Below are 25,059 nucleotides of genomic sequence, written 5' to 3' on the forward strand. Positions count from 1 at the left end.
TTACTTTATTTTTTGGGCTAGTATTTTTTTGTTGCTTTGTTTTCTGATCTTGTCAAAAAACCAACCCCATTTGCTGAAATATAATTGTGCTGATTTTAAATGAATCAATAATAATTTTTTATTTTTATAGGATTCCTTGGCGTGGGCGTGAATGACCACTGCTTCTGGGATATATAATAGTCGTCCTTCTTGAGCCATTCTTCTGGTTAGATCGATATCTTCCATGTACATGAAAAAGCGTTCGTCAAATCCATTTATTTTTTTGAAAATAGCAGTGCGGAATGCAAAAAAACAACCACTTGCATTGGATAGTTCAAGACGTTGGTCTGGGTTCATCCACTGCAATTCATAGTTGTAATCCAGAACAGCTCCCAGTGGTGGAAGGAAGCGCCGGGCAAACAGATTGGCTGGCGTGGGCAACAGCTTGGTCAGGCGTTGCAGCCTGCCGTCTGGATACAGTACCTTGGGGCTGCAGCCGACAACAGACGGGTCCTGCAGCATGGGGGTGATCAACTGGTCCAGTAAGTCGGGTTCAAAGCTGATATCCGGGTTTAATAATACATGAAAATCACTCTGAACCTGCTTGATTGCGTAGTTGTGTCCTTTGCCAAAACCCAGGTTTGCTCCCATGAAGTGGTATTCATGCCCTTTGCATTCTTGCTCAAGTGCATTGGTTGGAGAGTTGTCTACGATGATTAATCTGATTTTCCATTGACTGTTTTCTACCGAGTGCAGCAGGCTTGCAATCTGGTCTTGGGGGGTGTTGAACAATACCAAGGAGGCGCTGATGCTGGCTTGTCTTGTTATGCCTGTTTTATGCAAAGGTATCTGCCTGACTGAAAAGCACGGCTTGTTGGTCCTTTGCGGACAAAATGGGTTTTTCTTGCAGCGGCCATGGAATGTCCAGTGTAGGGTCGGACCAACGGATGCTGCGCTCCGACTGTGCATTCCAATAGTTATCTGTTTTGTATTGAATTTCGGCCACTTCACTCAATGTGAGGAAGCCGTGAGCAAAACCGGGTGGTATCCATAGCTGCTGTTTGTTGCAGGCACTTAATATGGCCATTACACTTTGGCCAAATGTCCGTGATGAACGGCGTAAATCAATGGCAATATCAAAAACCTCTCCTACGCAGCAACGCACCAGCTTACCTTGTGCAAATGGGGGAAGTTGGTAGTGCAAACCACGCAGTACACCTTTGCAAGAGCGGCTGTGGTTGTCCTGGACAAATTCAACCTTGCGGCCGATGGCTTCTTCAAAGCGCTTCTGGTTGAAGCTTTCGAAGAAGAACCCACGTTCGTCGCCAAAGACGGCAGGTTCAATGATTTTGACGTCCGCAATGGCGGTATCGATGATTTTCATGAATGGCTTGCTTTCTTACTTCAGCAGCTGCAGCAGGTATTGCCCGTAGGCATTCTTCTTCAGCGGTTGCGCCAGTTTTTCCAATTGTGCTGCGTCTATCCAGTGCTGCACGTAGGAAATTTCTTCCAGGCAGGCCACTTTCAGGCCCTGACGGTTTTCCACGGTGGCAATGAACTGGCTGGCTTCCAGCATGGATTCGTGGGTGCCGGTATCCAGCCAGGCATAGCCACGGCCCATGGTCTGTACATCCAGTTGGCCTTGCTGCAGATAGTGGTTGTTGACGTCGGTGATTTCCAGTTCGCCGCGCGGTGAGGGGCGGATGGACTTGGCAATATCGACGACCTGATTGTCGTAGAAGTACAGGCCAGTGACGGCATAGTTGGACTTCGGAGTGACAGGTTTTTCTTCGATGGACAAGGCCTTGCCCTGGGTGTCGAATTCCACCACGCCGTAACGTTCCGGGTCCTGCACGTGGTAGGCAAACACACTGGCGCCTTGCTGTTTGGCGCTGGCCGCTTTCAGCAGTTTAGGGAAATCATGGCCGTGGAAGATGTTGTCACCCAGCACCAGTGCCGAAGGCGCGCCTGCCAGGAAGTCTTCGCCAATGATGAAGGCCTGTGCCAGGCCATCTGGACTGGGTTGTACCGCGTATTGCAGGCGGATGCCCCACTGGCTGCCATCGCCCAGCAACTGTTCGAAGCGTGGGGTGTCTTGCGGGGTGGAGATGATCAGGATGTCGCGAATTCCTGTCAGCATCAGGGTGCTGAGCGGGTAGTAGATCATCGGCTTGTCGTAGATGGGCAGCAATTGTTTGCTGACTGCCAGTGTGGCGGGGTACAGGCGGGTACCACTACCCCCCGCCAGAATGATGCCTTTACGTTTCATCTGCTTGCGTCCTGCATCAGGAATTGAATATCTGCTGGAACACCTGTTCCACGCCGCTCTGCCATGTTGGCATGATCAGGCCGAACGCGCCCTGGATTTTACTGCAATTTAGCCTGGAGTTGCCGGGGCGTTTCGCGGGGGTCGGATAGGCGCTGCCGGGAATGGCGTGCAGGTTTTCCGGTTTCAGTTGCAATGCAACACCGTAACGTTCTGCCAGTGCTAGAAGGTATGCGGTATAACCATGCCAGCTGGTGCTGCCACTGCTGGTGAGGTGGTAGGTGCCAAGCAGCGTTTTGTCCTGACTGGTTTGCCACTGTTTGATGATGTGGGCGGTCACATCGGCAATCAGCGCTGCCGGGGTGGGGGCACCAATCTGGTCTGCCACCACATTCAGGCTGTCGCGCTCGCGCGCCAGGCGCATGATGGTTTTTAGGAAGTTGCCGCCGTGTGCACCCAGCACCCAGCTGGTGCGCAGGATGATGTGGTCTGCACCACTGGCGCGAATGGCCTGTTCACCCTGGTATTTGCTCATGCCATACACTGACTGCGGGTTGACGGCATCGTCTTCGAGATAGGCGTCGGCTTTATCTCCATCGAATACATAGTCGGTGGAGTAGTGCAGCAGCAGTGCATTTTTTGCTGCAGCCCAGTCGGCCATTGCAGCGGGTGCGGCAGCATTCACGGCGTTGGCAAGCACGGCGTCAGTCTCGGCCTTGTCCACTGCAGTGTAGGCCGCCGGGTTGACGATGATGTCTGGTTGGGTTCGATCCAGCGCGGCGGCAATGTCAGCCGGGCGGGACAGGTCCAGTTGCTGGCGATTCAGGCAGATGCACTCGCCCAGCATGGCCAGTGAGCGTTTAAGCTCGAAGCCCAGCTGGCCGTTTATGCCGGTAATCAGGATGCGGCTCATGCCTTATTCCCGTAATGTTGTTCCAGCCATTGGCGGTAGTTGCCGCTGGTGACGTTGCTGACCCAGTCCTGATTATCCAGATACCACGCTACGGTCTTGCGGATGCCGCTTTCAAAGGTTTCTGCCGGTTTCCAGCCCAGCTCGCGTTCCAGCTTGCGTGCATCGATTGCATAGCGACGGTCATGGCCGGGGCGGTCCTGCACGTTGGTGATCTGCTCGGCATAGCCTGTGCCATCTGCTTTGGGGCGCAAGCTGTCCAGGATACTGCAGATGGTGCGTACTACATCCAGATTGGCTTTTTCGTTCCAGCCGCCAACATTATAGGTTTCACCGAGGCGACCATGTGCCAACACGGTGCGGATGGCGCTGCAATGGTCTTTCACATACAGCCAGTCGCGAATTTGCTGGCCGTCTCCATAAATGGGCAAGGGCTTGCCCGCCAGTGCATTCAGGATGACCAGCGGAATCAGCTTTTCCGGGAAGTGATAGGGTCCGTAGTTGTTGCTGCAGTTAGTCGTCAGGACCGGCAGGCCGTAAGTATGGTGCCAGGCGCGAACCAGGTGGTCTGATGCGGCCTTGCTGGCCGAGTAGGGGCTGTTGGGTTCGTAGCGGTTGCTTTCGCTGAACGGTGCGTCACTGGCGGACAGGGTGCCGTACACTTCATCAGTGGAAACGTGCAGGAAGCGGAAGGCAGCCTTGGCTTCGTCTTTCAGTCCACTCCAGTAGACCCGCACCGCTTCCAGCAGATTGAAGGTGCCTACCACATTGGTCTGGATGAACTCGCCTGGGCCGTGGATGGAGCGGTCAACATGGCTTTCGGCCGCGAAGTTGATGACGGCGCGTACCTGGTGCTTATGCAGAAGTTGACTGACCAGCTCGCGATCACCGATATCGCCCTGAACAAACAGGTGGCGTGGGTCGTTTTCCAGGCTGGCCAGGGTTTGCAGATTGCCGGCGTAGGTCAGCTTGTCCAGGTTGATCACACCTTCGTCATTGCCATTCAGCCAGTCCAGAACAAAGTTGGCTCCAATGAAGCCAGCACCGCCAGTCACCAATATCATTTAACAATTCCAATAAGTAAATGGTTTTTGCTTGGCGCGGGGCCATGGTAAAGTAGCCCACCGTGGGCAAGTACATTGTGCTCGCCTGCAAGGCCGACATTATAAGACAAAATTGCCCGGCTTCTCGTTGTACAGTCTTGCGACTGCAACGGGCAGACCCGATTATTCCGTTTTCACGCCCATTCAGGCCTTGATGCCCCATGTTGCAGATTCTCTTGCTTGCACTGATTGCTTCTTTTACGACCGGGCTGTTGCTGATTCGGTATGCGCACTTGCATGCACGTTTTTCGACCGATGGCGACGTCACCGGCGTGCAGAAATTCCACGCCACGCCGGTACCGCGTATTGGCGGTCTGCCCATCATGCTGGGCCTGATTGCTGGCTGTGCGCTGTCTGGCTATCTCAATACATCCGAGTGGGTATTACTGTTGTTGCTATCGGCTTTTCCAGCATTTACAGCTGGTTTTATCGAAGACCTCACCAAGAAAATCGGCCCCTTGCCACGTCTGCTGGCCACCTTTGTGGCTGCCGCGCTGGGCTATTTTCTGCTGGGTGCTGGGCTGGCCCGGCTGTCCATCCCCGGGGTAGATCACCTGCTAGCCACGTATTGGTGGCTATCCTTACTGCTGACCATGGTGGCAGTTGGGGGCGTGGCTCATGCTGTCAATATCATTGACGGTTATAACGGTTTGTCCGGCATGGTGGCGGTGTTCATTTTCCTGTCCATCATTTATGTCTGTTTCAAAGTGCATGACATCGTGTTGATGAGTGTGTGCTTTGCCATGGTTGGCGCTGTGCTGGGGTTCCTGTTCTGGAATTTCCCGCGCGGGCTGATATTTGCTGGCGATGGTGGGGCTTATCTGATTGGCTTCATGATTGCCGAGATGTCGGTTTTGCTGGTGGCGCGCAACCCCGCAGTGTCGCCGTGGTTTCCTTTGCTGTGCGTGATTTACCCTGTTTTTGAAACCATTTTTTCCATTTACCGGCGCAAATTCCTGCAGGGCCGGGCGGTGGGCTATCCGGATGCGCTGCATCTGCACCAGATGATTTACAAGCGCATGGTGCTGTGGATGGTGGGCTCCAAGGATGCGCGCCACCTGACTCAGCGCAACAGCATGACTTCGCCTTATCTGTGGTTGCTGACCTCGTTTTCGGTGGTGCCGGCCATGTTGTTCTGGAACCATACCTGGGTGTTGATGCTGTTCTGCCTGTTGTTTGTGCTGTGCTATCTGCGTCTGTATCGCATGATCGTACGCTTCAAAGTACCCAGCTGGCTGGTGCTGCGTCGCGACGATTCCTGAGCCCTACCTGTCCGGGTGAGCAGCAAAGTTTTTGCAGCTCCCCCACTTGAAACCTCCTTGTGCCGTCCCTATTATTAGCACTCGTCAGGGGCGAGTGCTAATTCCCGCCCCGTACTGCCATCCAGGCAGATCATTTTTGCTTTCAACAGCCAATTGTATTTAGGAGAGATCAATGGCAATTCGTCCGCTGCACGATCGTGTTGTTATCAAGCGCCTTGAGGCTGAAGAAAAAACCGCATCCGGTATCGTTCTGCCGGGCGCAGCAGCTGAAAAGCCCGACATGGGCGAGGTGCTGGCTGTGGGTAACGGCAAGGTTCTGGACAATGGCGAACGTCGTCCGCTGGAGCTGAAGGTTGGTGACAAGGTCATCTTCGGCAAATATTCCGGCCAGTCCGTCAAGGTTGATGGTGAAGAAGTCCTCGTAATGCGCGAGGAAGATGTAATGGGCATCGTCGAGTAATTCCGATCCATACACGCTTCTACGACCCTTTTATAGAATTTTGGAGATTTGAGCATGGCTGCAAAAGACGTAAAGTTTGGTGATTCCGCACGCGCCAAGATGGTGGTTGGTGTCAACATCCTGGCTGACGCCGTCAAGGTTACCCTGGGCCCTAAAGGCCGTAATGTTGTGCTGGATCGCTCCTTTGGCGCACCGACCATCACCAAGGATGGTGTTTCCGTTGCCAAGGAAATCGAACTGAAAGACAAGTTCGAAAACATGGGCGCGCAAATGGTGAAGGAAGTGGCTTCCAAGACTTCCGACGTGGCTGGTGACGGTACCACCACGGCAACCGTTCTGGCTCAAGCCATCGTACAGGAAGGCATGAAGTTCGTTGCCGCCGGCATGAACCCGATGGACCTGAAGCGCGGCATCGACAAGGCTGTGGTTTCCCTGGTAGGTGAAATCGCCAAGATCGCCAAGCCATGTGCTACCACCAAGGAAATCGCCCAGGTTGGCTCCATCTCTGCCAACTCCGATTCCGATATCGGTGAAATCATCGCGACCGCCATGGAAAAAGTGGGCAAGGAAGGCGTGATCACCGTTGAAGACGGCAAGAGCCTGAACAACGAACTGGACGTGGTAGAAGGCATGCAGTTTGACCGCGGCTACCTGTCCCCGTACTTCATCAACAACCAGGAAAAGCAGATTGCCGCTCTGGACAATCCCTTCGTCCTGCTGTTCGACAAGAAGGTTTCCAACATCCGCGACCTGCTGCCGGTACTGGAGCAAGTGGCCAAGTCCGGTCGTCCGCTGCTGATCATCGCCGAAGATGTTGAAGGCGAAGCCCTGGCCACCCTGGTGGTCAACACCATCCGCGGCATCCTGAAGGTGGTTGCTGTCAAGGCTCCGGGTTTTGGCGACCGTCGCAAGGCCATGCTGCAGGATATCGCCATCCTGACCGGCGGTACCGTGATTGCCGAAGAACTGGGCCTGACCCTGGAAAAAGCCACCCTGGACATGCTGGGCCAAGCCAAGCGTATCGAAGTGGGCAAGGAAAACACCATCATCATCGACGGCGCTGGTCAGGCTGATGCCATCCAGGCTCGCGTTGGTGAAATCCGTCGCCAGATCGAAGAAGCCTCTTCCGATTACGACCGCGAAAAACTGCAAGAACGCGTGGCCAAGCTGGCCGGCGGTGTTGCCGTGATCAAGGTTGGCGCTGCCACCGAAGTGGAAATGAAAGAGAAGAAGGCTCGCGTTGAAGACGCGCTGCATGCTACCCGCGCCGCTGTGGAAGAAGGTGTTGTGGCTGGCGGTGGCGTAGCCCTGCTGCGTGCCCGTTCTACCCTGGACAGCCTGAAAACCGATAACGTTGACCAAGATGCCGGCGTGAAGATCGTCCTGAAGGCCATCGAAGCTCCGCTGCGTCAGATCGTCAAGAACGCTGGTGACGAGCCGTCCGTTGTGGTGAACAAGGTGCTGGAAGGCAAGGGTAACTTCGGTTACAACGCTGCTAGCGGCGAATACGGCGACATGCTGGAAATGGGCGTGCTGGATCCGGCCAAGGTAACCCGTTCCGCCCTGCAACACGCTGCTTCCGTTGCCGGCCTGATGCTGACCACCGACTGCATGATCGCAGAACTGCCGGAAGACAAGCCGGCTGCTGGCGGCATGCCGGACATGGGCGGCATGGGTGGTATGGGCGGCATGATGTAAGCTGCTTCAGCCTCTCGCTGAACCTGAAAACCCCGCACTTGTGCGGGGTTTTTGTTTTTTGGTCGCCAGCCGGTTGCAGCGCTGATCTCTGGCACAATAAGCGCATTGAGAACCAGACAAGGATGTCCCATGCAATTAACGCAATTGTTGAGCAGCATCGATCAATGGCTGGAACCGTGGCACTACAAGGACTATGCGCCCAATGGTCTGCAGGTGGAGGGCCGCGCGGAGGTAGGACGTATCGTCTGTGGTGTGACGGCTTCGCAGGCGCTGATAGATGTCGCGATTGAGCGCCAGGCGGATGCCATCCTGGTGCACCATGGTTACTTCTGGAAGGGCGAGGATGCGCGACTGGTGGGCATGAAACGTCAGCGTGTGGCCAAATTGCTGCAACATGACATCAGTCTGCTGGCCTATCACCTGCCCTTGGATGCCCATTCCGAGCTTGGCAACAATGCCCGTCTGGCCGCAGAGCTGGGACTGGAGGTGGCCGGCCAGAGTGGTGAGCAGGGATTACTGTGGCATGGCCGTTGGCCACAAGCCGCTAGCGCGCGCGCCTTTGCCAAGCATGTCAGCACCATACTGGGGCGTGAAGCCTTGCTATTGGGCGATGAAAATCAAAGGGTAAGCAAGGTTGCCTGGTGTACCGGTGGGGCGCAGGGATTCTTCGAAGAGGCCATCGGGCTGGGTGTGCAGGCCTTTGTAACGGGCGAAGTGTCCGAGCAGTGTTTTCATCTGGCCAACGAATACGGTGTGGCATTTATCGCCGCCGGACATCATGCAACCGAGCGTTACGGGGTGCAGGCCCTGGGTGAGAAAATTTCTCATTTACACGGCATAAATGTGGAATTTGTCGATCTTTTCAATCCGGTTTAGACAAATCCGACCGACATAGGTCAATTTATTTGCATAGGCGCTTCATGTCCCTACTGCTAATCAGGTAAAATCGTCTGGTTTGAAGTTTAAGCTCGGTTTCCACGTTTGAGGATGACTGTAATGAGTGAACAACAAGTCGATACGGGGCGCCGTCGGTTTCTGACGGTAGCAACCAGCGCTGTTGGGGGTGTGGCGGTTGCCGGGGTGGCAACGCCGTTTCTGATGAGTTTCTTCCCGTCTGAACGGGCAAAAGCTGCTGGCGCACCGGTTGAGGTGGATATCAGCAAGCTGGAGCCGGGCCAGAAGATCAACGTTGAATGGCGCGGCAAGCCGGTATGGCTGTTGTCCCGCACCAAGCAGCAAATTGCCGATCTGCCGAAGAACGACCCCAAGCTGGTGGACCCCAAGTCCGAAGTAGAGCAACAACCCAAGTACTGCCAGAACGAAGCCCGTTCCATCAAGCCGGAACTGCTGGTTGCCGTGGGCATCTGTACCCATCTGGGCTGTTCGCCGACTTTCCGTCCTGATCTGGCTCCTGCCGATCTGGGTCCGGAATGGCTGGGTGGTTTCTACTGCCCGTGCCACGGTTCCAAGTTCGACCTGGCTGCCCGCGTGTTCAAGGGTGTGCCGGCGCCGAAGAACCTGGAAATTCCGCCGCATAAGTATCTGTCCGATACCCGCCTGCTGATTGGCGACGACAAATAAGCTGAGGGGGAAAAATGAGCAAAGGACAAAAGCTGCTGAACTGGATTGACGACCGCTTCCCGCTGTCGTCGATGCTGAAAGAGCACGTTACCGAGTATTACGCACCGAAGAACTTCAACTTTTGGTACTTCTTCGGCTCGCTGGCCATGCTGGTTCTGGTTATCCAGATCGTGACCGGCATCTTCCTTACCATGAACTACAAGCCGGATGGCAACCTGAACGCAGCCGGTATCCCGGTCGCGTTTGCCTCGGTGGAATACATCATGCGTGATGTGGCAGGTGGCTGGATCATCCGCTACATGCACTCCACCGGTGCTTCCATGTTCTTCGTGGTGGTTTACCTGCACATGTTCCGTGGCCTGATCTACGGCTCGTACAAGCAGCCGCGCGAACTGGTATGGGTGTTTGGTTGCCTGATCTTCCTGTGCCTGATGGCGGAAGCCTTCATGGGTTATCTGTTGCCCTGGGGCCAGATGTCCTTCTGGGGTGCGCAGGTGATCGTGAACCTGTTCGGTTCCATCCCGGTCATCGGCCCGGACCTGTCGGTGTGGATTCGTGGTGACTTCGTGGTATCCGATGCCACGCTGAACCGCTTCTTCGCCCTGCACGTGATTGCCGTGCCGCTGGTCTTGCTGGCCCTGGTGGTGGCTCACCTGATCGCACTGCACGAAGTGGGCTCCAACAACCCGGATGGCGTGGAAATCAAGAAACTGAAGGACGAAAAGGGGATTCCGCTGGATGGCATTCCTTTCCATCCTTACTACACCGTGAAGGATATCTTCGGTGTGGCCGTGTTCCTGATCGTGTTCTCCATCATCGTGTTCTTCCTGCCGGAAATGGGTGGCTACTTCCTGGAGCACCCGAACTTCGACCAGGCTGACCCGCTGAAGACCCCGCCGCACATCGCGCCGGTATGGTACTTCACCCCGTTCTACGCCATCTTGCGTGCCATTCCGTCCTTCCTGGGTACTCAGGTATGGGGTGTGATCGGCATGGGTGCTGCCGTGGTGGTGATTGCCTTCCTGCCGTGGCTGGATCGTTCCCCGATCAAGTCCATCCGTTATCGCGGTCCCAAGTTCAAGTTCATGCTGGTGCTGTTCATCATCGCCTTCATCGGCCTGGGCATCCTGGGCGCCATGCCGCCGACAGCTGGTCGAACCCTGATCTCGCAGATCCTCTCGTTCGTCTACTTCGCCTTCTTCCTGGGCATGCCGTTCTACACCAAGAACGACGTTGGCGCCGTACCGGTACCGACCCGCGTGACGGACACCAATGGCAAGCGTCAGCTGCAGTTCCTGGTGCTGGTGGCAGTGACCGTGATTGCGGCCTATCTGTTCGCCACCAACGTGTAAGCAAGGGGAAAGGACATATGAAAAGCAAAATCCGCCACCTGATCGCTGCCATGGCGCTGGTGTTGCCGGTAAGCGGCACGGTTCTGGCCAATGAAGGGCCGAAGCTGGAAAAGGCACCGATTGACATTCAGGACACCGAAAGCCTGCAACGTGGTGCCCAGCTGTTCAGCAACTACTGCCTGTCCTGCCACTCGGCCAGCGCCATGCGCTACAACCGTCTGGAAGACATCGGTTTGTCTGAAGAACAGATCAAGGCCAACCTGCTGCCGGAAGGTGCCAAGATCGGCGATCAGATGAATGTCTCCATGGACAAGAAAGACGCCAAAGTGTGGCTGGGCGCAGCCCCGCCGGACCTGTCGCTGATTGCACGTTCCCGTGGTGCAGACTACCTGTACGCCTACCTGCGTGGTTTCTACCGCGACCCGACCCGCCCGACCGGCTGGAACAACCTGGTGTTTGACAAGGTTGGCATGCCACACGTGCTGTGGGAAATGCAGGGCGAGCAGGTGCTGAAAACCGAGAAGAACGCCGAAGGCCACGAAGAGCACAAGCTCGAACTGGTCAAGGCCGGTTCGCTGACCAAGCTGGAAAACGGCAAGGCCAATACTGCCGAGTTCGACAAGCGCATGGCTGACCTCACCAACTACCTGGTTTACATTGGTGAGCCGGCTCAGGTGAAGCGTCATCAGATCGGTTATATCGTCCTGCTGTTCCTGGGCGTGCTGTTGCTGCCGCTGACCTACTTCCTGAAGAAGGAATACTGGAAAGACGTGCACTAAGTACGGGTGTAGCTCAAAGAAAAAGGCGGATATTTCCGCCTTTTTTCTTTTGTAATCATGGTGTTGTGATCTAGTTGTGGAAATTGCCCTAGCGAAAATGGTAAAATCCCTTCTTTGATCGAAATCGACAGCTCCTGTCAAGGATATCCGCAAGCCATGATGACTCTTTATTCTGGAATTACCTGCCCCTTCAGCCAACGTTGCCGTATTGTGTTGTATGAAAAGGGTATGGATTTCGAGATCATCGATGTAGACATTCACAACAAGCCGGAAGACCTGGCTGTGATGAATCCCTACAACGAAGTGCCGGTACTGGTGGAGCGTGACCTGATCCTGCACGAATCCAACATCATCAATGAATACATTGATGAGCGCTTCCCGCACCCGCAACTGATGCCGGCCGACCCGGTGATGCGTGCGCGTGCCCGCCTGTTCCTGCATCGTTTCGAAAACGAGCTGTTCTGCCACGTAAAAGTGCTGGAAGCCGGCGCAACCGGCAAGGAAGCCACCAAGGCGCGTGAAGCCATTCGTGATGGCCTGACCACGATTGCCCCGGTATTTGCCAAGCAAAAGTTCATGCTGGGTGAAGACTTTTCCATGATCGATGTTGCCATTGCTCCGCTGATGTGGCGCCTGGAGCATTACAATATTGACCTGGGCAAGCACGCTGCTCCCATCCTGAAATACGCCGAACGCATTTTCCAGCGTCAGTCTTTCATTGATTCGCTGACCCCGTCCGAAAAGGCCATGCGCAAGTAAGGATGACCATGAGCGCCAGTACCAAGCCATATATGCTCCGGGCACTGTATGAATGGTGTACGGATAATGGTCACACCCCCTTTGTGGTGGTGTGGGTGGATGAGCATACCGATGTTCCGCGTGAGTACGTCAAGAACAACGAGATCGTGCTCAATATTGCGGCCAGTGCAACCAATAATCTGCGCATTGATAACGAGTGGTTGTCTTTTTCAGCCCGCTTTGCCGGTGTGTCGCGTGATATCTGGGTGCCGGTTGGTAATGTAATGTCGATTTTCGCGCGGGAAACCGGCGAAGGAATGGGCTTCGAGGTTGAACTGGGCCAGACGCCAGGCAAACCTGCATTGCAGCCGGTCACTGCGCCTGTCGAGCCGGTGGCTGATGCTGAAGCAGATAGCCCTGCACCGGAAACCCCGCCGCGTGCGGGGGGGCGTCCCAGTCTGCGTATCGTGAAGTAAGGCGCGTGATGTCAGACAAGGCCGGGATATATTCCCGGCCTTTTTCATTCACTGCCTGCGTTGTGCGTCGGGGTGAGCGGACTGCCTTCTGCCGGACTGGCGTCTTCCGGGGCTAGCGGAGTAGGGTCATGCAGTAAAACCTGGTTCTTGCCCTTGGCCTTGGCCTGATACAAGGCCATGTCGGCCAGCTGGTATAGACGGGCAAAATTGTTGCCATCTTGCGGAAAGCAGGCAATCCCGCAGGAGAAGCTGGTTTGAAAGTGCTGTTCCTCCGCCTGGAAGTGCAGCTCGGAGAAGCGCTGGCGCAGTAATTCCATACGCATCCAGCCATTGCGCTGGTCTGCTGAAGGCAGCACGACAATGAACTCCTCGCCCCCCAGGCGGCAGACAATATCCGCCTGGCGACAATGGGCGCGTAGCAGGTCGGCCAGCGCGCACAGCACGGTATCGCCAATGATGTGACCAAAGCGGTCATTGATGCTTTTGAAGTTATCCAGATCAATCAGCGCAAAAGTCAGTGAGCGCTGTTCCCGGCCCGCCCGGCTGATTTCACGGCCCAGGGTTTCTTCCAGATAACGACGGTTGTACAGACCGGTCAGGGGGTCGTGCAAGGCCTGCTCGCGCAGCGTGTCTTGCAAGGTCTCGATTTCGTCGATACGGGTTTTCAGTTGCAGATAGGCCTGATGCAAGGCTTCTTCCGCCAGACGCTGGCGGGAAATATCACGCAGCACCAGCATGCGCCCACCCAGGGTCACGCCGCTTTCACGAATGGGATAGGCGCGGACTTCCAGAATGGAGCGCGACCCTGGCCCGTTCAGCTCTACCTGGTGGGCGCCATCCTGATCGGCCACCGCAGCCAGCGCGGCAATTTGCAATTGTTGTCCGCACAGTACGCCCGCCGGTTTACCAAACAGATTAGCTGCAGCCGGATTGATATCGAGGATGATTTTTTCATTATCGATCACCACAATGCCATCACCCATGGCATTGAAGGCGTTGCCCCGCGCGATGGGCACCACGTACAGCATGCGCAAGTAAAGCAAGTCGAAGGCAAAAATGGCACCTGTGGCAGCAAAGCACAGTGGTGTCGGGTCCAGTCCTTGCCAGCTGATATTGCCTGACAGATACAACAAATTGCCTATCCACGGAACAATTGCACCCAACAGCAGGATGAGGGACTGACCGCGGTAATGAGGCGAGTAAAAGTGCAAGGTTCGCAGCAAGAGCAGCGAGCCAAGCAGCATCATCAAATAGGAATAGCCGGCGACCAGTAACCAGAACAGGGGGCCGTGGTTGAAAATCAGCAGATTGTGTCCGGAGGGCGAGGGCTGAAAGCTGCGCCAGATCAGGCCATGTTTTTCATTGGTGAGCGCAAGCGCCAGACTGAACAGAGGAATCAGCAATAACTGGAGGATAGTGCGCGGGCGCAGTGCGCGTTCCAGCTGGTTGTAATCGGCTGCCAGCAGGAAAAACAGCACCGGCACACTCAGGGTGCCCAGGTATTCCACCTTGGACCAGAAAATCTTGTCGCGCAGCAAGGTGGAGGACAGCTCCATGGTGGCTGCGCCGGCCCAGACCGTGACAGCCAGCATCAGCCAGGCCAGATAGCGTGCCCCGCTTACCTTGCGCCTTTCCCAAGCCAGTATGCCGATGGTGGCGGCACTGAGGGCGGCTAACCCGGAAATGGCTGAAATGGAGGTAAAAACAAGAGACATGAGACCCGCTATGCAAAGTGACTATATTTACCGCAACGTTTTAGTTTAACCCCTGTTGTGCAAGTTTCATTCACATTTTTGTGTCTCTAGGTATAATTACGGCATTCCCGAGGAGCGCTGCGAGGTCAATCCCCAGGCTCGGGCTTCTTGCAAACGGCGCTCACCTGACTAACTCCGTGCCGATGCCGGAATAGCGGGTGAGCCGCGTTCCGGCCGGCGTGTGAAAGGACTTTGCACGATGGCTGAATTCTCCGATTTTCACGTAGCTGACATCAATCTTGCAGCCTGGGGCCGCAAGGAACTGGCAATCGCCGAAACCGAAATGCCCGGCCTGATGGCGCTGCGTGAAGAATACGCGCACCAGAAGCCGCTGCGCGGTGCCCGCATTGCCGGTTCGCTGCACATGACCATCCAGACTGGCGTGCTGATCGAAACCCTGGTGGAACTGGGTGCCGATGTACGCTGGGCTTCCTGCAATATCTTCTCCACCCAAGACCACGCCGCTGCTGCCATTGCTGCCGCGAATATCCCGGTGTTTGCCTTCAAGGGTGAAAGCCTGGATGAATACTGGGAGTTCTCCCACAAAATCTTCGAATGGCCGGAGGGTCAGGAAGCCAACATGATTCTGGATGATGGTGGCGATGCCACCTTGCTGCTGATGCTGGGCAGCAAGGCCGAGCAAGACCGCAGCGTCATCAGCCATCCGTCCAACGAAGAAGAAACCGCGCTGTTTGCCGCCATTGCCCGTTACCTGGAAGTCGACCCGCACTGGTATTCCAAGCGCCTGCCGCATATCAAGGGCGTAACTGAAGAAACCACCACCGGCGTGCATCGTCTGTACCAGATGCAAAAAGAAGGCCGTCTGCCGTTCCCGGCCTTCAACGTCAACGACTCGGTGACCAAGTCCAAGTTCGACAACCTGTACGGTTGCCGCGAATCGCTGGTGGATGGCATCAAGCGCGCCACCGACGTGATGATTGCCGGCAAGGTAGCCGTGGTATTGGGCTATGGTGATGTGGGCAAGGGCTGCGCCCAAAGCCTGCGTGGCCTGGGTGCCACCGTATGGGTGACCGAGGTAGATCCGATCTGCGCGCTGCAAGCCGCGATGGAAGGCTACCGCGTGGTGCGCATGGATGACGTGGCCGATCAGGGTGACATTTTCGTTACCACCACCGGCAATGTATCGGTGATTACCCACGAGCACATGGTCAAAATGCGCAATAACGCCATCGTGTGCAATATCGGCCACTTTGACAGCGAGATCGAAGTCGCCAGCCTGCGCCAGTACCAGTGGGACAACATCAAGCCGCAGGTTGACCACATCATCTTCCCGGATGGCAAGCGCATCATCCTGCTGGCCGAAGGCCGTCTGGTGAACCTGGGTTGCGCCACCGGCCACCCCAGCTTCGTGATGTCCAACTCCTTCACCAACCAGGTGCTGGCGCAGATGGAAATCTTCCAGCACGGTGAAAAGTACGGCAAGGAAGTGTATGTGCTGCCCAAGCATCTGGACGAGAAGGTGGCCCGCCTGCACCTGAAGCGTATCGGAGCCAACCTGACCGAGCTGAGTGATGAACAGGCCGCCTACATCAGCGTACCCAAGCAGGGCCCTTATAAGCCGGCGCACTATCGTTATTGATAGCGGGCTGTAAGGCAAACGGACAGGGCAGGGTATGATGCACCTGTCCGTTTTTCTATCCACCGGCCACTACCGGTTCGACACGCTGCAGTATAAAAACAAAGCCTGCCGCCCCGAGCAGGGACAGAGACGATCATGAACGAACAGAAAAAAACCTTCAGCTTCGAGTTTTTCCCGCCCAAGACCCCCGAAGGCGTGGCCAAGCTGCGTACTACCCGCCAGCAACTGGCCCAGTTCAAGCCGCAGTTTTTCTCGGTGACTTTTGGTGCCGGTGGCACCACCCGCGATGGCACCCTGTCCACCGTGCTGGAAATTCGCAGCGAAGGCCATGCTGCGGCACCGCACTTGTCGTGCATTGGTTCGACGCGGGAAAACATCAGCGCCATCCTTAACGAATACCGTAATCACGGCATCCGTCACATCGTGGCGCTGCGTGGTGACATGCCATCCGGCATGGTGGCGGCTGGTGAATTCCGCTATGCCAACGAGCTGGTTGAATTCATCCGCAGCGAGCATGGCGAGCACTTTCATATCGAGGTGGCGGCTTATCCGGAATTCCATCCACAGGCCAAGTCGGCCGAAGACGACCTGAACAATTTCGTGCGCAAGGTAAAAGCTGGTGCCAATTCGGCGATGACCCAGTACTTCTTCAATGCGGATGCCTACTTCCGTTTTGTCGACGAAGCGCAGGCGCGCGGTGTGGATATTCCCATCGTCCCTGGCATCATGCCGATTGCCAACTTCGGTCAGCTGTGCCGCTTCTCCGATATGTGCGGGGCCGAAGTGCCGCGCTGGCTGCGTCAGCGCATGCAATCCTATTACGATGATGCGGCGTCCATTCGCGCACTCGGCCTGGATGTGGTGACCGAACTGTGCGACCGCCTGCTGGCTAATGGCGCGCCGGGCCTGCACTTCTACACCTTGAACCAGGCTGGCCTGGTGTCCACGGTGTGGCAGCGGCTGGGCCTGTAATGGCCGCATTGTCACATCATCGGAAAAAGCCCGGTTTATAACCGGGCTTTTTTTGTCCACTGCAGCTCAGGCCAATATATGGGGTGGCGTCTGGGCTTGTACCACCTGATTGCGCCCCAGATTCTTGGCGCGGTACAGCGCCAGGTCGGCATCCCGCATCAGTTGCTGGCTGGCGTGGTGGTTGTCCTGCAAGGTGGCAACACCAATGCTGATGGTGACCCGGTCGCCCACTGCGCTGTTGCGATGGGCAATGGCCAGTTGCCAGATGGCCTGACGCATGACCTCGGCCAATGCCAGGCTGTCGGCAGCCTGATAGCCCGGTAGCAAGACCCCGAACTCTTCGCCGCCCACCCGTGCGGCCAGTGCTGCCGTGCCTGTCAGCTGTGACTGGATGCTCTGCGCAACCTGGCGCAGGCACTGATCGCCCGCCAGATGCCCGTAGCTGTCGTTGAATTGCTTGAAATAATCAATGTCGATTTGCATCACGCTCAGGCTCTGGTGCTGGCTGCGTGCCTGGGTAAAGCATTCCAGCAGCTGCTCATCAAAATAGCGCCGGTTGGCAATGCCGGTCAGGCCATCGCTGAAGGCCATACGTGCCAGGTCGGCGTTGGCATTACGCAATTGTTGCTGGGTGCTGCTGAGGGTTAGCAATTGCTGGCGGCGGATGATGGTATTGGCCAGGGTTTCACCCAGCAGACGGGCTTGCTGCTGCTCCTTGCCCTGCCACTGGCGTGGGCGGCTTACCATGTCGCAGCCGAACAAACCGATCGGCCTGCCCATATGGTCGATGCGCAGCATGAACAGGCTTTGCACCTGATGGCTTTCCAGTTCATGGCGTTCCAGCGTGGCGCTGGCGGGCAGGCCAGACAAGGCATCCAGTGACAACACGCCGAACTGCTGCAACTGCTGCCAGGCAAAGCTGCGCTGTTGCAGGCTTTCTCCCAGCAAGGTGTGCGTGGTGGGGGCAATGCCGGATGCGCACCATTCATGCACGGTGTCGACCAGCCAGTCCTCGGAGAAGCTCACCAGATAACAGCGCTCCACCTGCATGAATTGACCGATTTCTCCCAGGGCCATGTCGGTGGCCTGATCAATGTCATGCAGCGGAATATTGATGAAGCGGGTGGAAATACTGGCAATCAGCTGCTGAAAGCGCAGCAGCTGATCCAGCTCCCGGGTGCGTTCGGCCACCAGGCGTGCCAGTTCGTCGCGGTGGCTGGCCAGCTCGTGTTCAATCCCGCTGCGTTCGGCCAGATGGCGGTTGATATTGTCGCTCATGCTGCGAAAGGCACGGGCCAACTCGCTCAACTCATTATCCACCACCTGGTCGGGAGTGCCGGGCAGCAAGGGCGGCAGGGGCTGGCCTGGCTGATAATTGCGTACCGTCTGCGCCATGTCCTGCAGTGGTTTCACCAACTGACGGTTAAACAGCCACCACAACAACAGGGCAAGGCCGAAGAAACCCAGCAGAAACTGCAAGGTGGCACTGAGCACTTCATGCCACATGGCCTGATAGACCGGTTGGCGCGAAACCAGCAGCTGCAAGGTGCCAATGCTGTCCTTGCCATGCGGTGAGGCCAGTAGCAGGTGATATTCCTCACGGTTGTACTTGTCTTGCAAGGCCGGGTTGTCATAACGCAGTGCCTGACCCAGCTCGGTACGCACTTCCACACTTTGCACCCCTGGAATCTGGCCAATCAACCGAAGCTGCAACTGTATGGCGGGAATGTCCACATCCCAGGCGCTTTGTCCCAGCAAGGGCAAGTAAAGACGGGAAACCGTATCGGGAATGGCATTCATTTCGCGCTGCCCGTCGCGCCATACCTCCACGGCCTTGAGCGTGATGACGGCCACTCCAAACAGCAGGGTATACAGCAGCAACTGCCATATCAGCTGGCGGGTGAGTCGACGGGTGGGCATGAAAAACTCCTAATTCAGCAATGTGCTGAAGCCAAAGGCATAGCGCTGCAGTGCCGGATTGGCGAATTTGCTGAACTGCCTGAAACGGATGCCCTTGTAGTCATTATCGGCGAATAACTGTAAAAAGCGTTGCGCTTGTTGACGGGAAACCGTGCTGAAAATGGTGGGGTGCAGCTGTAGTCCTTCGCTGGCAAAGTCATGGCCGTGATGGTAATCGTACAGCAGCACCAGGCTCCATGCACCAGTCATGAAATGGCCGGCTGCCAGGGCGGCAAGCTTGTCGTCACGCCGTTCCTGCATGGCGCGCTGCGAGTTGTTGATGGCGCTGAGCAATACCGTCTGGCCGGCCAGCTTGCCACTCTGGCGGATGGCCTCTTCCATGCCGAAGGCCATTTCATCATTGGCCGCCCATACCAGATTGATCTGCGGATAACGCTGCAACAGCCATATGCCTTGCTGCATGGCACGTTTGCGTTCCCACTCGCCATAAACCAGTTGGGTCAAGGTGGCATTGGGGGCAGTGGCCAGCATCTGGCGTGCACCTTCCACCCGCTGGGTGGACGCTGGTGTGGATCGATCACCTGCCACCATCAGCACATGCAGTGGCGTTCCGGGCGGAAAGCGATGGGAGGCTTCGTCCAGCAAAGCTTTCATGGTCTGGCTGCCGGCCATGGCATGGTCGGGTGTCAGCGAGCCCAGCCAGTATTTGAGCCGCTGCCGAGGCAGGCCGCTGGTTTGCAGCTGGGTGGGAGTCAAGGGGTTGAAGCTGAGGAAGCAGGGTATACCTGCCTGGTCGGCCAGCGACAGCATGGCTGGTCCGGCCAGTTTCTCATTCACCAGCAGCAGGTAGTCCGGCTTGTGTCGACGCTGGGTGACGGTCTGTACCAGCTTCACCATTTGTACAGGGTCGCGTTCGGCGGACAGCACTTCCAGCTGGATATCCAGCTGGTCGGCAGCCGCCTGCATGGCACGGACCGCGCTGAGCCAGAAGGCTTCGTTCTGGTGCCCCGGTGAAATGAATGTGACCGAAAATGCCACTGCCTGGTTGTGCAACATTATTGCAACAACCAGGACAAGAGGCCGGATCGCGTGGATCACCTGCATGCCGGGGCCTTTATTCAATCCTCCTGCATTTATTATCGGACTTGGCAAGGACTTCTGCAGCGCAAGTAGCTCAAATACTTCTGAGCTGGCTGAGCGGCAGGGAGGTCGTTCGCTTGATCTCTTTCAGGACGAAGCTGGATTTCACATCTTCAACGCCTTGCTGCTGCAACAGCTCATCCATGACAAAGCGTGAGAAATGTTCCAGATCTTCAAAATAAACTTGCAAGAGGTAGTCCATTTCTCCGGTCATTGCAAAGCAATTGATAACTTCCGGCCAGCGTTGCACGGCATCAATAAAACTTTGCACATGGGTATTGCCGCGTTTCTCCAGCACCACCCGCACATAAGCCTGCAAACCGAGGCCGATTTTGGCCGGGTCCAGCAGTGCGACGTACTGACGAATCACGCCGGATTCTTCCAGTTGTTTCAGGCGTCTCAGACAAGGGGATGGCGAGAGCGCGACTCTTTCCGCAAGTTCCACATTGGTCAACCTGCCATTGAGCTGAAGCTCGGACAGGATGCGCAAGTCTGTCTTATCTAGCGTAAGACTTGGCATATAAACTCCTCTGATTTGAAATTTTTAAAATTATATTTCTAGTTATTATGTATCTGGGGGATGTTAGCAAGAAAATTGCCCGGCCTTTTCCCTAGAATAAAAAGCCTAGCCCGGACATTTTACACGGTGGCAACAGATCACTGGATAATGTCGGCAACGATGGAGGAGAAGCCCGGTGAGACACACAAAATCGTGCCGCCGGGGCAAACATGGCGATACCCCTGATCCGCAGTTGGCTGCGCATCCGGTGTGCGCCTGCGCGCAGGGTGATGACTCGCCATTAGCCCGTATCCCATAGGTGGTGGCTGTCAACGCTGCCGCTGCCATTCCCCTTCCTTGCTTTTGCCGCTTGTCATCGTGTTGCTTGTCCGGCCTTGCTTGCCACCACCACACAGGTCTGACTGTCCGGTTTACTGCCATGTGCAGCAGCCGGATATGTGCAAAGGAAAGAGGAGAGAAAATGAAAATGGAAACACCGCTGCATAACCCGCTGGCCACCGACGGCTTTGAGTTTGTCGAATACACCGCACCCACCGCCGAAGGCATTGCCGATTTGCGTCAGCTGTTCCTGTCGCTGGGTTTTATCGAGGTGGCCCGTCACCGCAGCAAGAATGTCAGCCTGTACCGTCAGGGTGACATCAACTTCATCCTCAATGGCGAACCCACCCAGCCGGCCAACGAATTCGGCAAGGTGCACGGCCCGTCGGCCTGTGCCATGGCCTGGCGGGTGAAGGATGCGGCCAAGGCCTATGAATATGCGCTGGCCCATGGTGCCAAGCCCTACGTGCGCCCCATCGGCATGATGGAGCTGAACATCCCGGCGGTAGAGGGTATCGGCGGCTCTGCCCTGTACTTTGTCGACCGCTACGGCCCTGCGCACAATATCTACGATGTGGATTTCCTGCCGCTGGACGGTGTGGAGCAGTATCCGGCTGGTGTCGGCCTGTATGAGATCGACCACCTGACCCACAATGTTTTCCGCGGCAATATGGCGAAGTGGGCCGGTTTTTACGAAGGTATCGGCAATTTCCGTGAAATCCGCTATTTCGACATCGAAGGCAAGCTCACCGGCCTCGTATCCAAGGCCATGACCAGCCCTTGCGGCAAGATCCGTATTCCCATCAATGAGTCCTCCGACGACAAGAGCCAGATCGAGGAATTCCTGCGCGAGTACCATGGCGAGGGCATCCAGCACATTGCGCTGACCACCCGCGACATCTATCAGACGGTGGAAACGCTGAAGGCAGCCGGTACCCGCTTCCTGGATACCCCGGACACCTATTACGACAAGGTGGATAGCCGTGTGGCCGGTCATGGCGAAGACCTGGCCCGCCTGCGCAAGAACAGCATCCTGATTGATGGTGCGCCGGTGGAAGGCGCGGGCATCCTGTTGCAGATCTTCACCGAAACCGTCATCGGCCCGATTTTCTTTGAAATCATCCAGCGTAAGGGCAATGAGGGGTTTGGCGAGGGCAACTTCCGTGCCTTGTTTGAATCCATCGAAGAAGACCAGATTCGCCGTGGCGTGCTGAAGGCGGATTAAGGCAAAGCAGAACAAACGGGCAGATGGTGGCGCCGTCTGCCTCTGTGCACCGCACTCCCCGCATGGCGGCCAAGTCATGCGGGCAAGGAATGGCCCATGCGTAAATGGATAAATTTCCCGCACCGGGAAGGGACAATTTCCCGTCAGGCCCACGCCGATTTGCCGGCGGAGGGCATTTATGAACGTGAAGTCGGGCGCAGCGGTTTTTTTGGCCCGGCCACCCATCTGCATCACAAGCATCCACCCACCGGCTGGTCGGCCTGGGAAGGGCCGCTCAAACCGCGCGCCTTCGACCTGAACGAACTGCCCAAGGATGTGGCAGCCCCCTGGTCCGCGCCGCTGGTGTTGCACAACAGCCAGTGTCAGTTGCGTATCTGGACCTGCACCCAGGCCATGACCCAGCTGTTCCGCAATGGTGACGGCGATGACATGCTGTTCATCCATGCCGGTAGTGGCGAACTGTTTTGCGACTACGGCCACCTGAGCTATCGCGATGGCGATTACATCCTGATTCCGCGTTCCACCAACTGGCGTATCGAACCGGCCGAAACTACCACCATGCTGCTGATCGAGGCCAGTAACGGGGCATACCAGTTGCCAGACAAGGGCATAGTCGGCCCGCATGCCATTTTTGACGAAGCCATGCTGGATGTGCCGGCCATCGACGATGCCTTCAAGGCGCAGCAGACCGAGGACGAGTGGCAAGTGGTGATCAAGCGCCTGAATGCGCTGTCCACCGTGACTTACCCTTTCAACCCGCTGGATGCCATCGGCTGGCACGGCAATATCGCCGTGGCCCGGATCAACTGGCGTGATATCCGGCCGCTGATGAGCCATCGCTATCATCTGCCGCCATCGGCGCACAGCACTTTTGTGGCGGATGGTTTTGTGGTCTGCACCTTTGTGCCACGCCCCATCGAATCCGATCCGGGGGCATTGAAAGTGCCGTTCTATCACAACAACGACGACTACGACGAAGTCATCTTCTATCACGCGGGCGACTTTTTCAGCCGCGACAATATCAAGCCCGGCATGCTGACCTTCCACCCGGCCGGCTTTACTCATGGCCCACATCCCAAAGCCTTTGCCAAGGCGATGAGCGAGCCCAAGAAATTCACAGACGAAGTGGCGGTGATGATAGATACCCGCAGCGCACTGGAGCAGGGCCCCGGCCTGGCTGCCGTGGAGTGGACGGGCTATGTCGACAGCTGGAAGCCCAAGGCCTGAACCCGCCAAGCGGGCGGGCTGTCAGGTCAGTGCCGCCCTACAAGGAACACACACCGATGAAACTTGCCACCTACCGCAATCACACCCGCGATGGTCAGCTGATGGTTGTCAGCCGTGACCTCAGCCAAGCCCTTGCCGTACCGCATATCGCCTCCAGCCTGCAGGCTGCACTGGATGACTGGAACCGTTGCGAGCCTGCCTTGCAGGAGGTTTATGCCGCCCTGAACCAAGGGACGGTCAACGGTGCCGTCCGCTTTGACCAATCCGCCTGCCACAGCCCGCTGCCACGTGCCTATCAGTGGGCTGATGGCAGTGCATACCTGAACCATGTAGAACTGGTACGCAAGGCGCGTGGTGCCGAAGTGCCAGCCAGTTTCTACCAGGACCCGCTGATGTACCAAGGCGGCTCGGACACCTTCCTGCCGCCACATGCCGACATTCCGCTGGCAGATGTCAGCTGGGGACTGGATTTTGAAGGCGAAGTGGCGGTGATTACCGATGACGTGCCGCTGGGCAGCCAGGTTGCTGATTGTGCCGGGCATATCCGTCTGTTGATGCTGGTGAACGATGTCACCCTGCGTAACCTGATTCCGGCCGAGCTGGCCAAGGGCTTTGGTTTCTTCCAGAGCAAGCCGGCCACGGCCTTCTCGCCGGTGGCGGTCACCCCGGACGAACTGGGCAGCGCCTGGCAGGACAGCAAGGTACATCTGCCTTTACGGGTGGAATACAACGGCACGCTGTATGGTCAGCCGCAGTGTGGCGTGGAAATGCAGTTCAACTTTGCCAAGCTGGTGGCGCATGTGGCCAAAACCCGCGCGCTGGCGGCAGGTTCCATTGTCGGTTCCGGTACCATTTCCAATCACGACCGCGCTACCGGCTCCTGCTGCCTGGCCGAGCAGCGCATGATCGAGATCATCGAGCAAGGCGCACCCGTCACGCCCTTCATGCAGCCGGGCGACCGCATCCGCATCGAGATGCTGGATGCAGCCGGTCAATCCATCTTCGGCTGCATCGACCAGCAGGTAGCAGCCCATGACTGAGCGTGTCCTGTACGGCTATTACCGCTCCAGTGCCGCCTACCGGGTGCGCATTGCGCTCAATCTCAAAGGCCTGGACTACCGGCAACAGCCGGTCAACCTGCTCAAGGGCGAACAGCGTGATCCGGCCTATCTGGCGCTCAACCCGCAAGGGCTGGTACCGGCACTACTGGATAATGACCAGTTACTGACCCAGTCGCTGGCCATCTGCGAGTATCTGGACGAAGCCTACCCGGATACGCCAGCGCTGCTGCCATCTGACCTGATCGAACGTGCTCGCGTACGTGCGCTGGCGCTCAGTATCTGCGCCGACATTCATCCGCTGCACAATGCCCGTGTGCTGAAATATCTGGAAGGGGAGCTGGCGCAGCCCGAGGCGGCCAGGCTGCAATGGATACGCCACTGGATTGCCACTGGATTTGAGGCGCTGGAACAGCAATTGGCGGCCAAGCCGCAGCCCTTTGCCTGCGGTGATGCCCCCGGCCTGCTGGATGTCTGCCTGGTGCCACAGGTATTTGCCGCGCGGCGCTTCGGGCTGGCTCTGACGCCGTATCCGCACATCGAGCGCATTGATGCCGCCCTGGCCAGCCTGCCGGCCTTTGCTGCGGCACATCCTGCGCGGCAGGCGGATGCGCCAGCTGACTGAGCCTGAATAAGGGAGTAATTGCCAATATGGGGCCTGCCGACTAAATCAGCCGTCTTTTTCAGTCTTTTTGAAAAATGTCTTGACGCAGCATGCTCG

The 25,059-nt window shown here is 56.8% G+C and carries 24 protein-coding genes and 1 riboswitch; of the genes, 15 read left to right on the plus strand and 9 right to left on the minus strand.

The window, feature by feature from the left end; genetic code table 11:
* Genes HWX34_RS10075 through rfbB form a run of 5 tightly spaced genes read right to left on the minus strand, consistent with a single transcriptional unit; the run spans nucleotide 1 to nucleotide 4,219 of the window.
* The gene (locus tag HWX34_RS10075) at nucleotides 1-822 is read right to left on the minus strand and encodes a glycosyltransferase family 2 protein (RefSeq protein WP_255496664.1); all 822 of its coding nucleotides are present in this window, start codon (nucleotides 820-822) and stop codon (nucleotides 1-3) included.
* Complete coding sequence (rfbC, locus tag HWX34_RS10080) at nucleotides 815-1,363, minus strand: dTDP-4-dehydrorhamnose 3,5-epimerase (protein ID WP_178972122.1); 549 nt, start codon at nucleotides 1,361-1,363, stop codon at nucleotides 815-817. The genes HWX34_RS10075 and rfbC overlap by 8 nt, the downstream gene beginning before the upstream one ends.
* A gap of 15 nt (nucleotides 1,364-1,378) precedes the next feature.
* The gene (gene rfbA / locus HWX34_RS10085) at nucleotides 1,379-2,248 is read right to left on the minus strand and encodes a glucose-1-phosphate thymidylyltransferase RfbA (RefSeq protein WP_178972123.1); all 870 of its coding nucleotides are present in this window, start codon (nucleotides 2,246-2,248) and stop codon (nucleotides 1,379-1,381) included.
* Between the two features lie 16 nt (nucleotides 2,249-2,264).
* Nucleotides 2,265-3,158: a dTDP-4-dehydrorhamnose reductase gene (gene rfbD, locus HWX34_RS10090; RefSeq protein WP_178972124.1), complete on the minus strand. Its 894-nt coding sequence runs from the start codon at nucleotides 3,156-3,158 to the stop codon at nucleotides 2,265-2,267.
* Nucleotides 3,155-4,219, minus strand: coding sequence for a dTDP-glucose 4,6-dehydratase (rfbB, locus tag HWX34_RS10095; protein WP_178972125.1), 1,065 nt, complete (start codon nucleotides 4,217-4,219; stop codon nucleotides 3,155-3,157). The genes rfbD and rfbB overlap by 4 nt, the downstream gene beginning before the upstream one ends.
* Before the next feature lie 200 nt (nucleotides 4,220-4,419).
* Here rfbB and HWX34_RS10100 point away from each other — a divergent pair, with 200 nt between their 5' ends.
* From HWX34_RS10100 to HWX34_RS10140, 9 genes are all read left to right on the plus strand, one after another.
* Entirely contained in the window at nucleotides 4,420-5,520 is a 1,101-nt protein-coding gene (locus tag HWX34_RS10100; RefSeq protein ID WP_178972126.1) for a glycosyltransferase, read from the plus strand.
* 172 nt (nucleotides 5,521-5,692) lie between these two features.
* On the plus strand, nucleotides 5,693-5,980 hold the full coding sequence (gene groES / locus HWX34_RS10105) for a co-chaperone GroES (protein WP_045846653.1): 288 nt from the start codon (nucleotides 5,693-5,695) through the stop codon (nucleotides 5,978-5,980).
* 54 nt (nucleotides 5,981-6,034) lie between these two features.
* Complete coding sequence (gene groL / locus HWX34_RS10110) at nucleotides 6,035-7,678, plus strand: chaperonin GroEL (protein ID WP_178972127.1); 1,644 nt, start codon at nucleotides 6,035-6,037, stop codon at nucleotides 7,676-7,678.
* Nucleotides 7,679-7,807: 129 nt separating this feature from the next.
* Nucleotides 7,808-8,554 carry a Nif3-like dinuclear metal center hexameric protein gene (locus tag HWX34_RS10115; RefSeq protein ID WP_178972128.1) on the plus strand — a complete coding sequence of 249 codons (747 nt, stop codon included), beginning with the start codon at nucleotides 7,808-7,810 and terminating at the stop codon, nucleotides 8,552-8,554.
* A 120-nt stretch (nucleotides 8,555-8,674) separates the two neighbouring features.
* Nucleotides 8,675-9,259 carry a ubiquinol-cytochrome c reductase iron-sulfur subunit gene (gene petA, locus HWX34_RS10120; protein ID WP_178972129.1) on the plus strand — a complete coding sequence of 195 codons (585 nt, stop codon included), beginning with the start codon at nucleotides 8,675-8,677 and terminating at the stop codon, nucleotides 9,257-9,259.
* A 14-nt stretch (nucleotides 9,260-9,273) separates the two neighbouring features.
* Nucleotides 9,274-10,611 carry a cytochrome bc complex cytochrome b subunit gene (locus tag HWX34_RS10125; RefSeq protein ID WP_178972130.1) on the plus strand — a complete coding sequence of 446 codons (1,338 nt, stop codon included), beginning with the start codon at nucleotides 9,274-9,276 and terminating at the stop codon, nucleotides 10,609-10,611.
* A 17-nt stretch (nucleotides 10,612-10,628) separates the two neighbouring features.
* Nucleotides 10,629-11,390 (plus strand): cytochrome c1, encoded by a 762-nt coding sequence (locus tag HWX34_RS10130; RefSeq protein ID WP_178972131.1) that lies wholly within the window; start codon nucleotides 10,629-10,631, stop codon nucleotides 11,388-11,390.
* A 156-nt stretch (nucleotides 11,391-11,546) separates the two neighbouring features.
* Nucleotides 11,547-12,149 carry a glutathione S-transferase N-terminal domain-containing protein gene (locus HWX34_RS10135; RefSeq protein WP_178972132.1) on the plus strand — a complete coding sequence of 201 codons (603 nt, stop codon included), beginning with the start codon at nucleotides 11,547-11,549 and terminating at the stop codon, nucleotides 12,147-12,149.
* Nucleotides 12,150-12,157: 8 nt separating this feature from the next.
* On the plus strand, nucleotides 12,158-12,604 hold the full coding sequence (locus tag HWX34_RS10140) for a ClpXP protease specificity-enhancing factor (RefSeq protein ID WP_178972133.1): 447 nt from the start codon (nucleotides 12,158-12,160) through the stop codon (nucleotides 12,602-12,604).
* Between the two features lie 44 nt (nucleotides 12,605-12,648).
* On the opposite strand, the gene HWX34_RS10145 is transcribed toward HWX34_RS10140, so the two are convergent.
* The gene (locus HWX34_RS10145) at nucleotides 12,649-14,319 is read right to left on the minus strand and encodes a histidine kinase N-terminal 7TM domain-containing protein (protein WP_178972134.1); all 1,671 of its coding nucleotides are present in this window, start codon (nucleotides 14,317-14,319) and stop codon (nucleotides 12,649-12,651) included.
* Between the two features lie 103 nt (nucleotides 14,320-14,422).
* Nucleotides 14,423-14,488: riboswitch (S-adenosyl-L-homocysteine riboswitch) on the plus strand.
* A gap of 69 nt (nucleotides 14,489-14,557) precedes the next feature.
* Here HWX34_RS10145 and ahcY point away from each other — a divergent pair.
* Nucleotides 14,558-15,958 carry an adenosylhomocysteinase gene (gene ahcY, locus HWX34_RS10150; protein WP_045846645.1) on the plus strand — a complete coding sequence of 467 codons (1,401 nt, stop codon included), beginning with the start codon at nucleotides 14,558-14,560 and terminating at the stop codon, nucleotides 15,956-15,958.
* 135 nt (nucleotides 15,959-16,093) lie between these two features.
* Nucleotides 16,094-16,930, plus strand: a complete 837-nt coding sequence (gene metF, locus HWX34_RS10155; protein WP_045846644.1) for a methylenetetrahydrofolate reductase [NAD(P)H] — start codon at nucleotides 16,094-16,096, stop codon at nucleotides 16,928-16,930.
* A 66-nt stretch (nucleotides 16,931-16,996) separates the two neighbouring features.
* Here metF and HWX34_RS10160 read toward each other — a convergent pair whose 3' ends face one another.
* From HWX34_RS10160 to HWX34_RS10170, 3 genes are all read right to left on the minus strand, one after another.
* On the minus strand, nucleotides 16,997-18,850 hold the full coding sequence (locus HWX34_RS10160) for a diguanylate cyclase domain-containing protein (protein WP_178972135.1): 1,854 nt from the start codon (nucleotides 18,848-18,850) through the stop codon (nucleotides 16,997-16,999).
* 9 nt (nucleotides 18,851-18,859) lie between these two features.
* Nucleotides 18,860-19,906: an ABC transporter substrate-binding protein gene (locus HWX34_RS10165; protein ID WP_178972136.1), complete on the minus strand. Its 1,047-nt coding sequence runs from the start codon at nucleotides 19,904-19,906 to the stop codon at nucleotides 18,860-18,862.
* A gap of 118 nt (nucleotides 19,907-20,024) precedes the next feature.
* Complete coding sequence (locus HWX34_RS10170; RefSeq protein WP_045846641.1) at nucleotides 20,025-20,510, minus strand: Lrp/AsnC family transcriptional regulator; 486 nt, start codon at nucleotides 20,508-20,510, stop codon at nucleotides 20,025-20,027.
* Nucleotides 20,511-20,970: 460 nt separating this feature from the next.
* Here HWX34_RS10170 and hppD point away from each other — a divergent pair, with 460 nt between their 5' ends.
* The 4 genes from hppD (at nucleotide 20,971) to maiA (ending at nucleotide 24,963) form a co-directional block, all read left to right on the plus strand.
* Nucleotides 20,971-22,053, plus strand: a complete 1,083-nt coding sequence (gene hppD / locus HWX34_RS10175; RefSeq protein WP_178972137.1) for a 4-hydroxyphenylpyruvate dioxygenase — start codon at nucleotides 20,971-20,973, stop codon at nucleotides 22,051-22,053.
* Nucleotides 22,054-22,149: 96 nt separating this feature from the next.
* Entirely contained in the window at nucleotides 22,150-23,280 is a 1,131-nt protein-coding gene (locus HWX34_RS10180) for a homogentisate 1,2-dioxygenase (protein WP_178972138.1), read from the plus strand.
* A gap of 56 nt (nucleotides 23,281-23,336) precedes the next feature.
* Complete coding sequence (locus HWX34_RS10185) at nucleotides 23,337-24,320, plus strand: fumarylacetoacetate hydrolase family protein (protein WP_178972139.1); 984 nt, start codon at nucleotides 23,337-23,339, stop codon at nucleotides 24,318-24,320.
* Nucleotides 24,313-24,963, plus strand: coding sequence for a maleylacetoacetate isomerase (gene maiA / locus HWX34_RS10190; RefSeq protein ID WP_178972140.1), 651 nt, complete (start codon nucleotides 24,313-24,315; stop codon nucleotides 24,961-24,963). Before HWX34_RS10185 ends, maiA begins: the two co-directional genes overlap by 8 nt.
* Nucleotides 24,964-25,059: the final 96 nt, after the last annotated feature.

It is taken from the genome of Aquitalea sp. LB_tupeE, assembly GCF_013391415.1.
Classification (GTDB): domain Bacteria; phylum Pseudomonadota; class Gammaproteobacteria; order Burkholderiales; family Chromobacteriaceae; genus Aquitalea.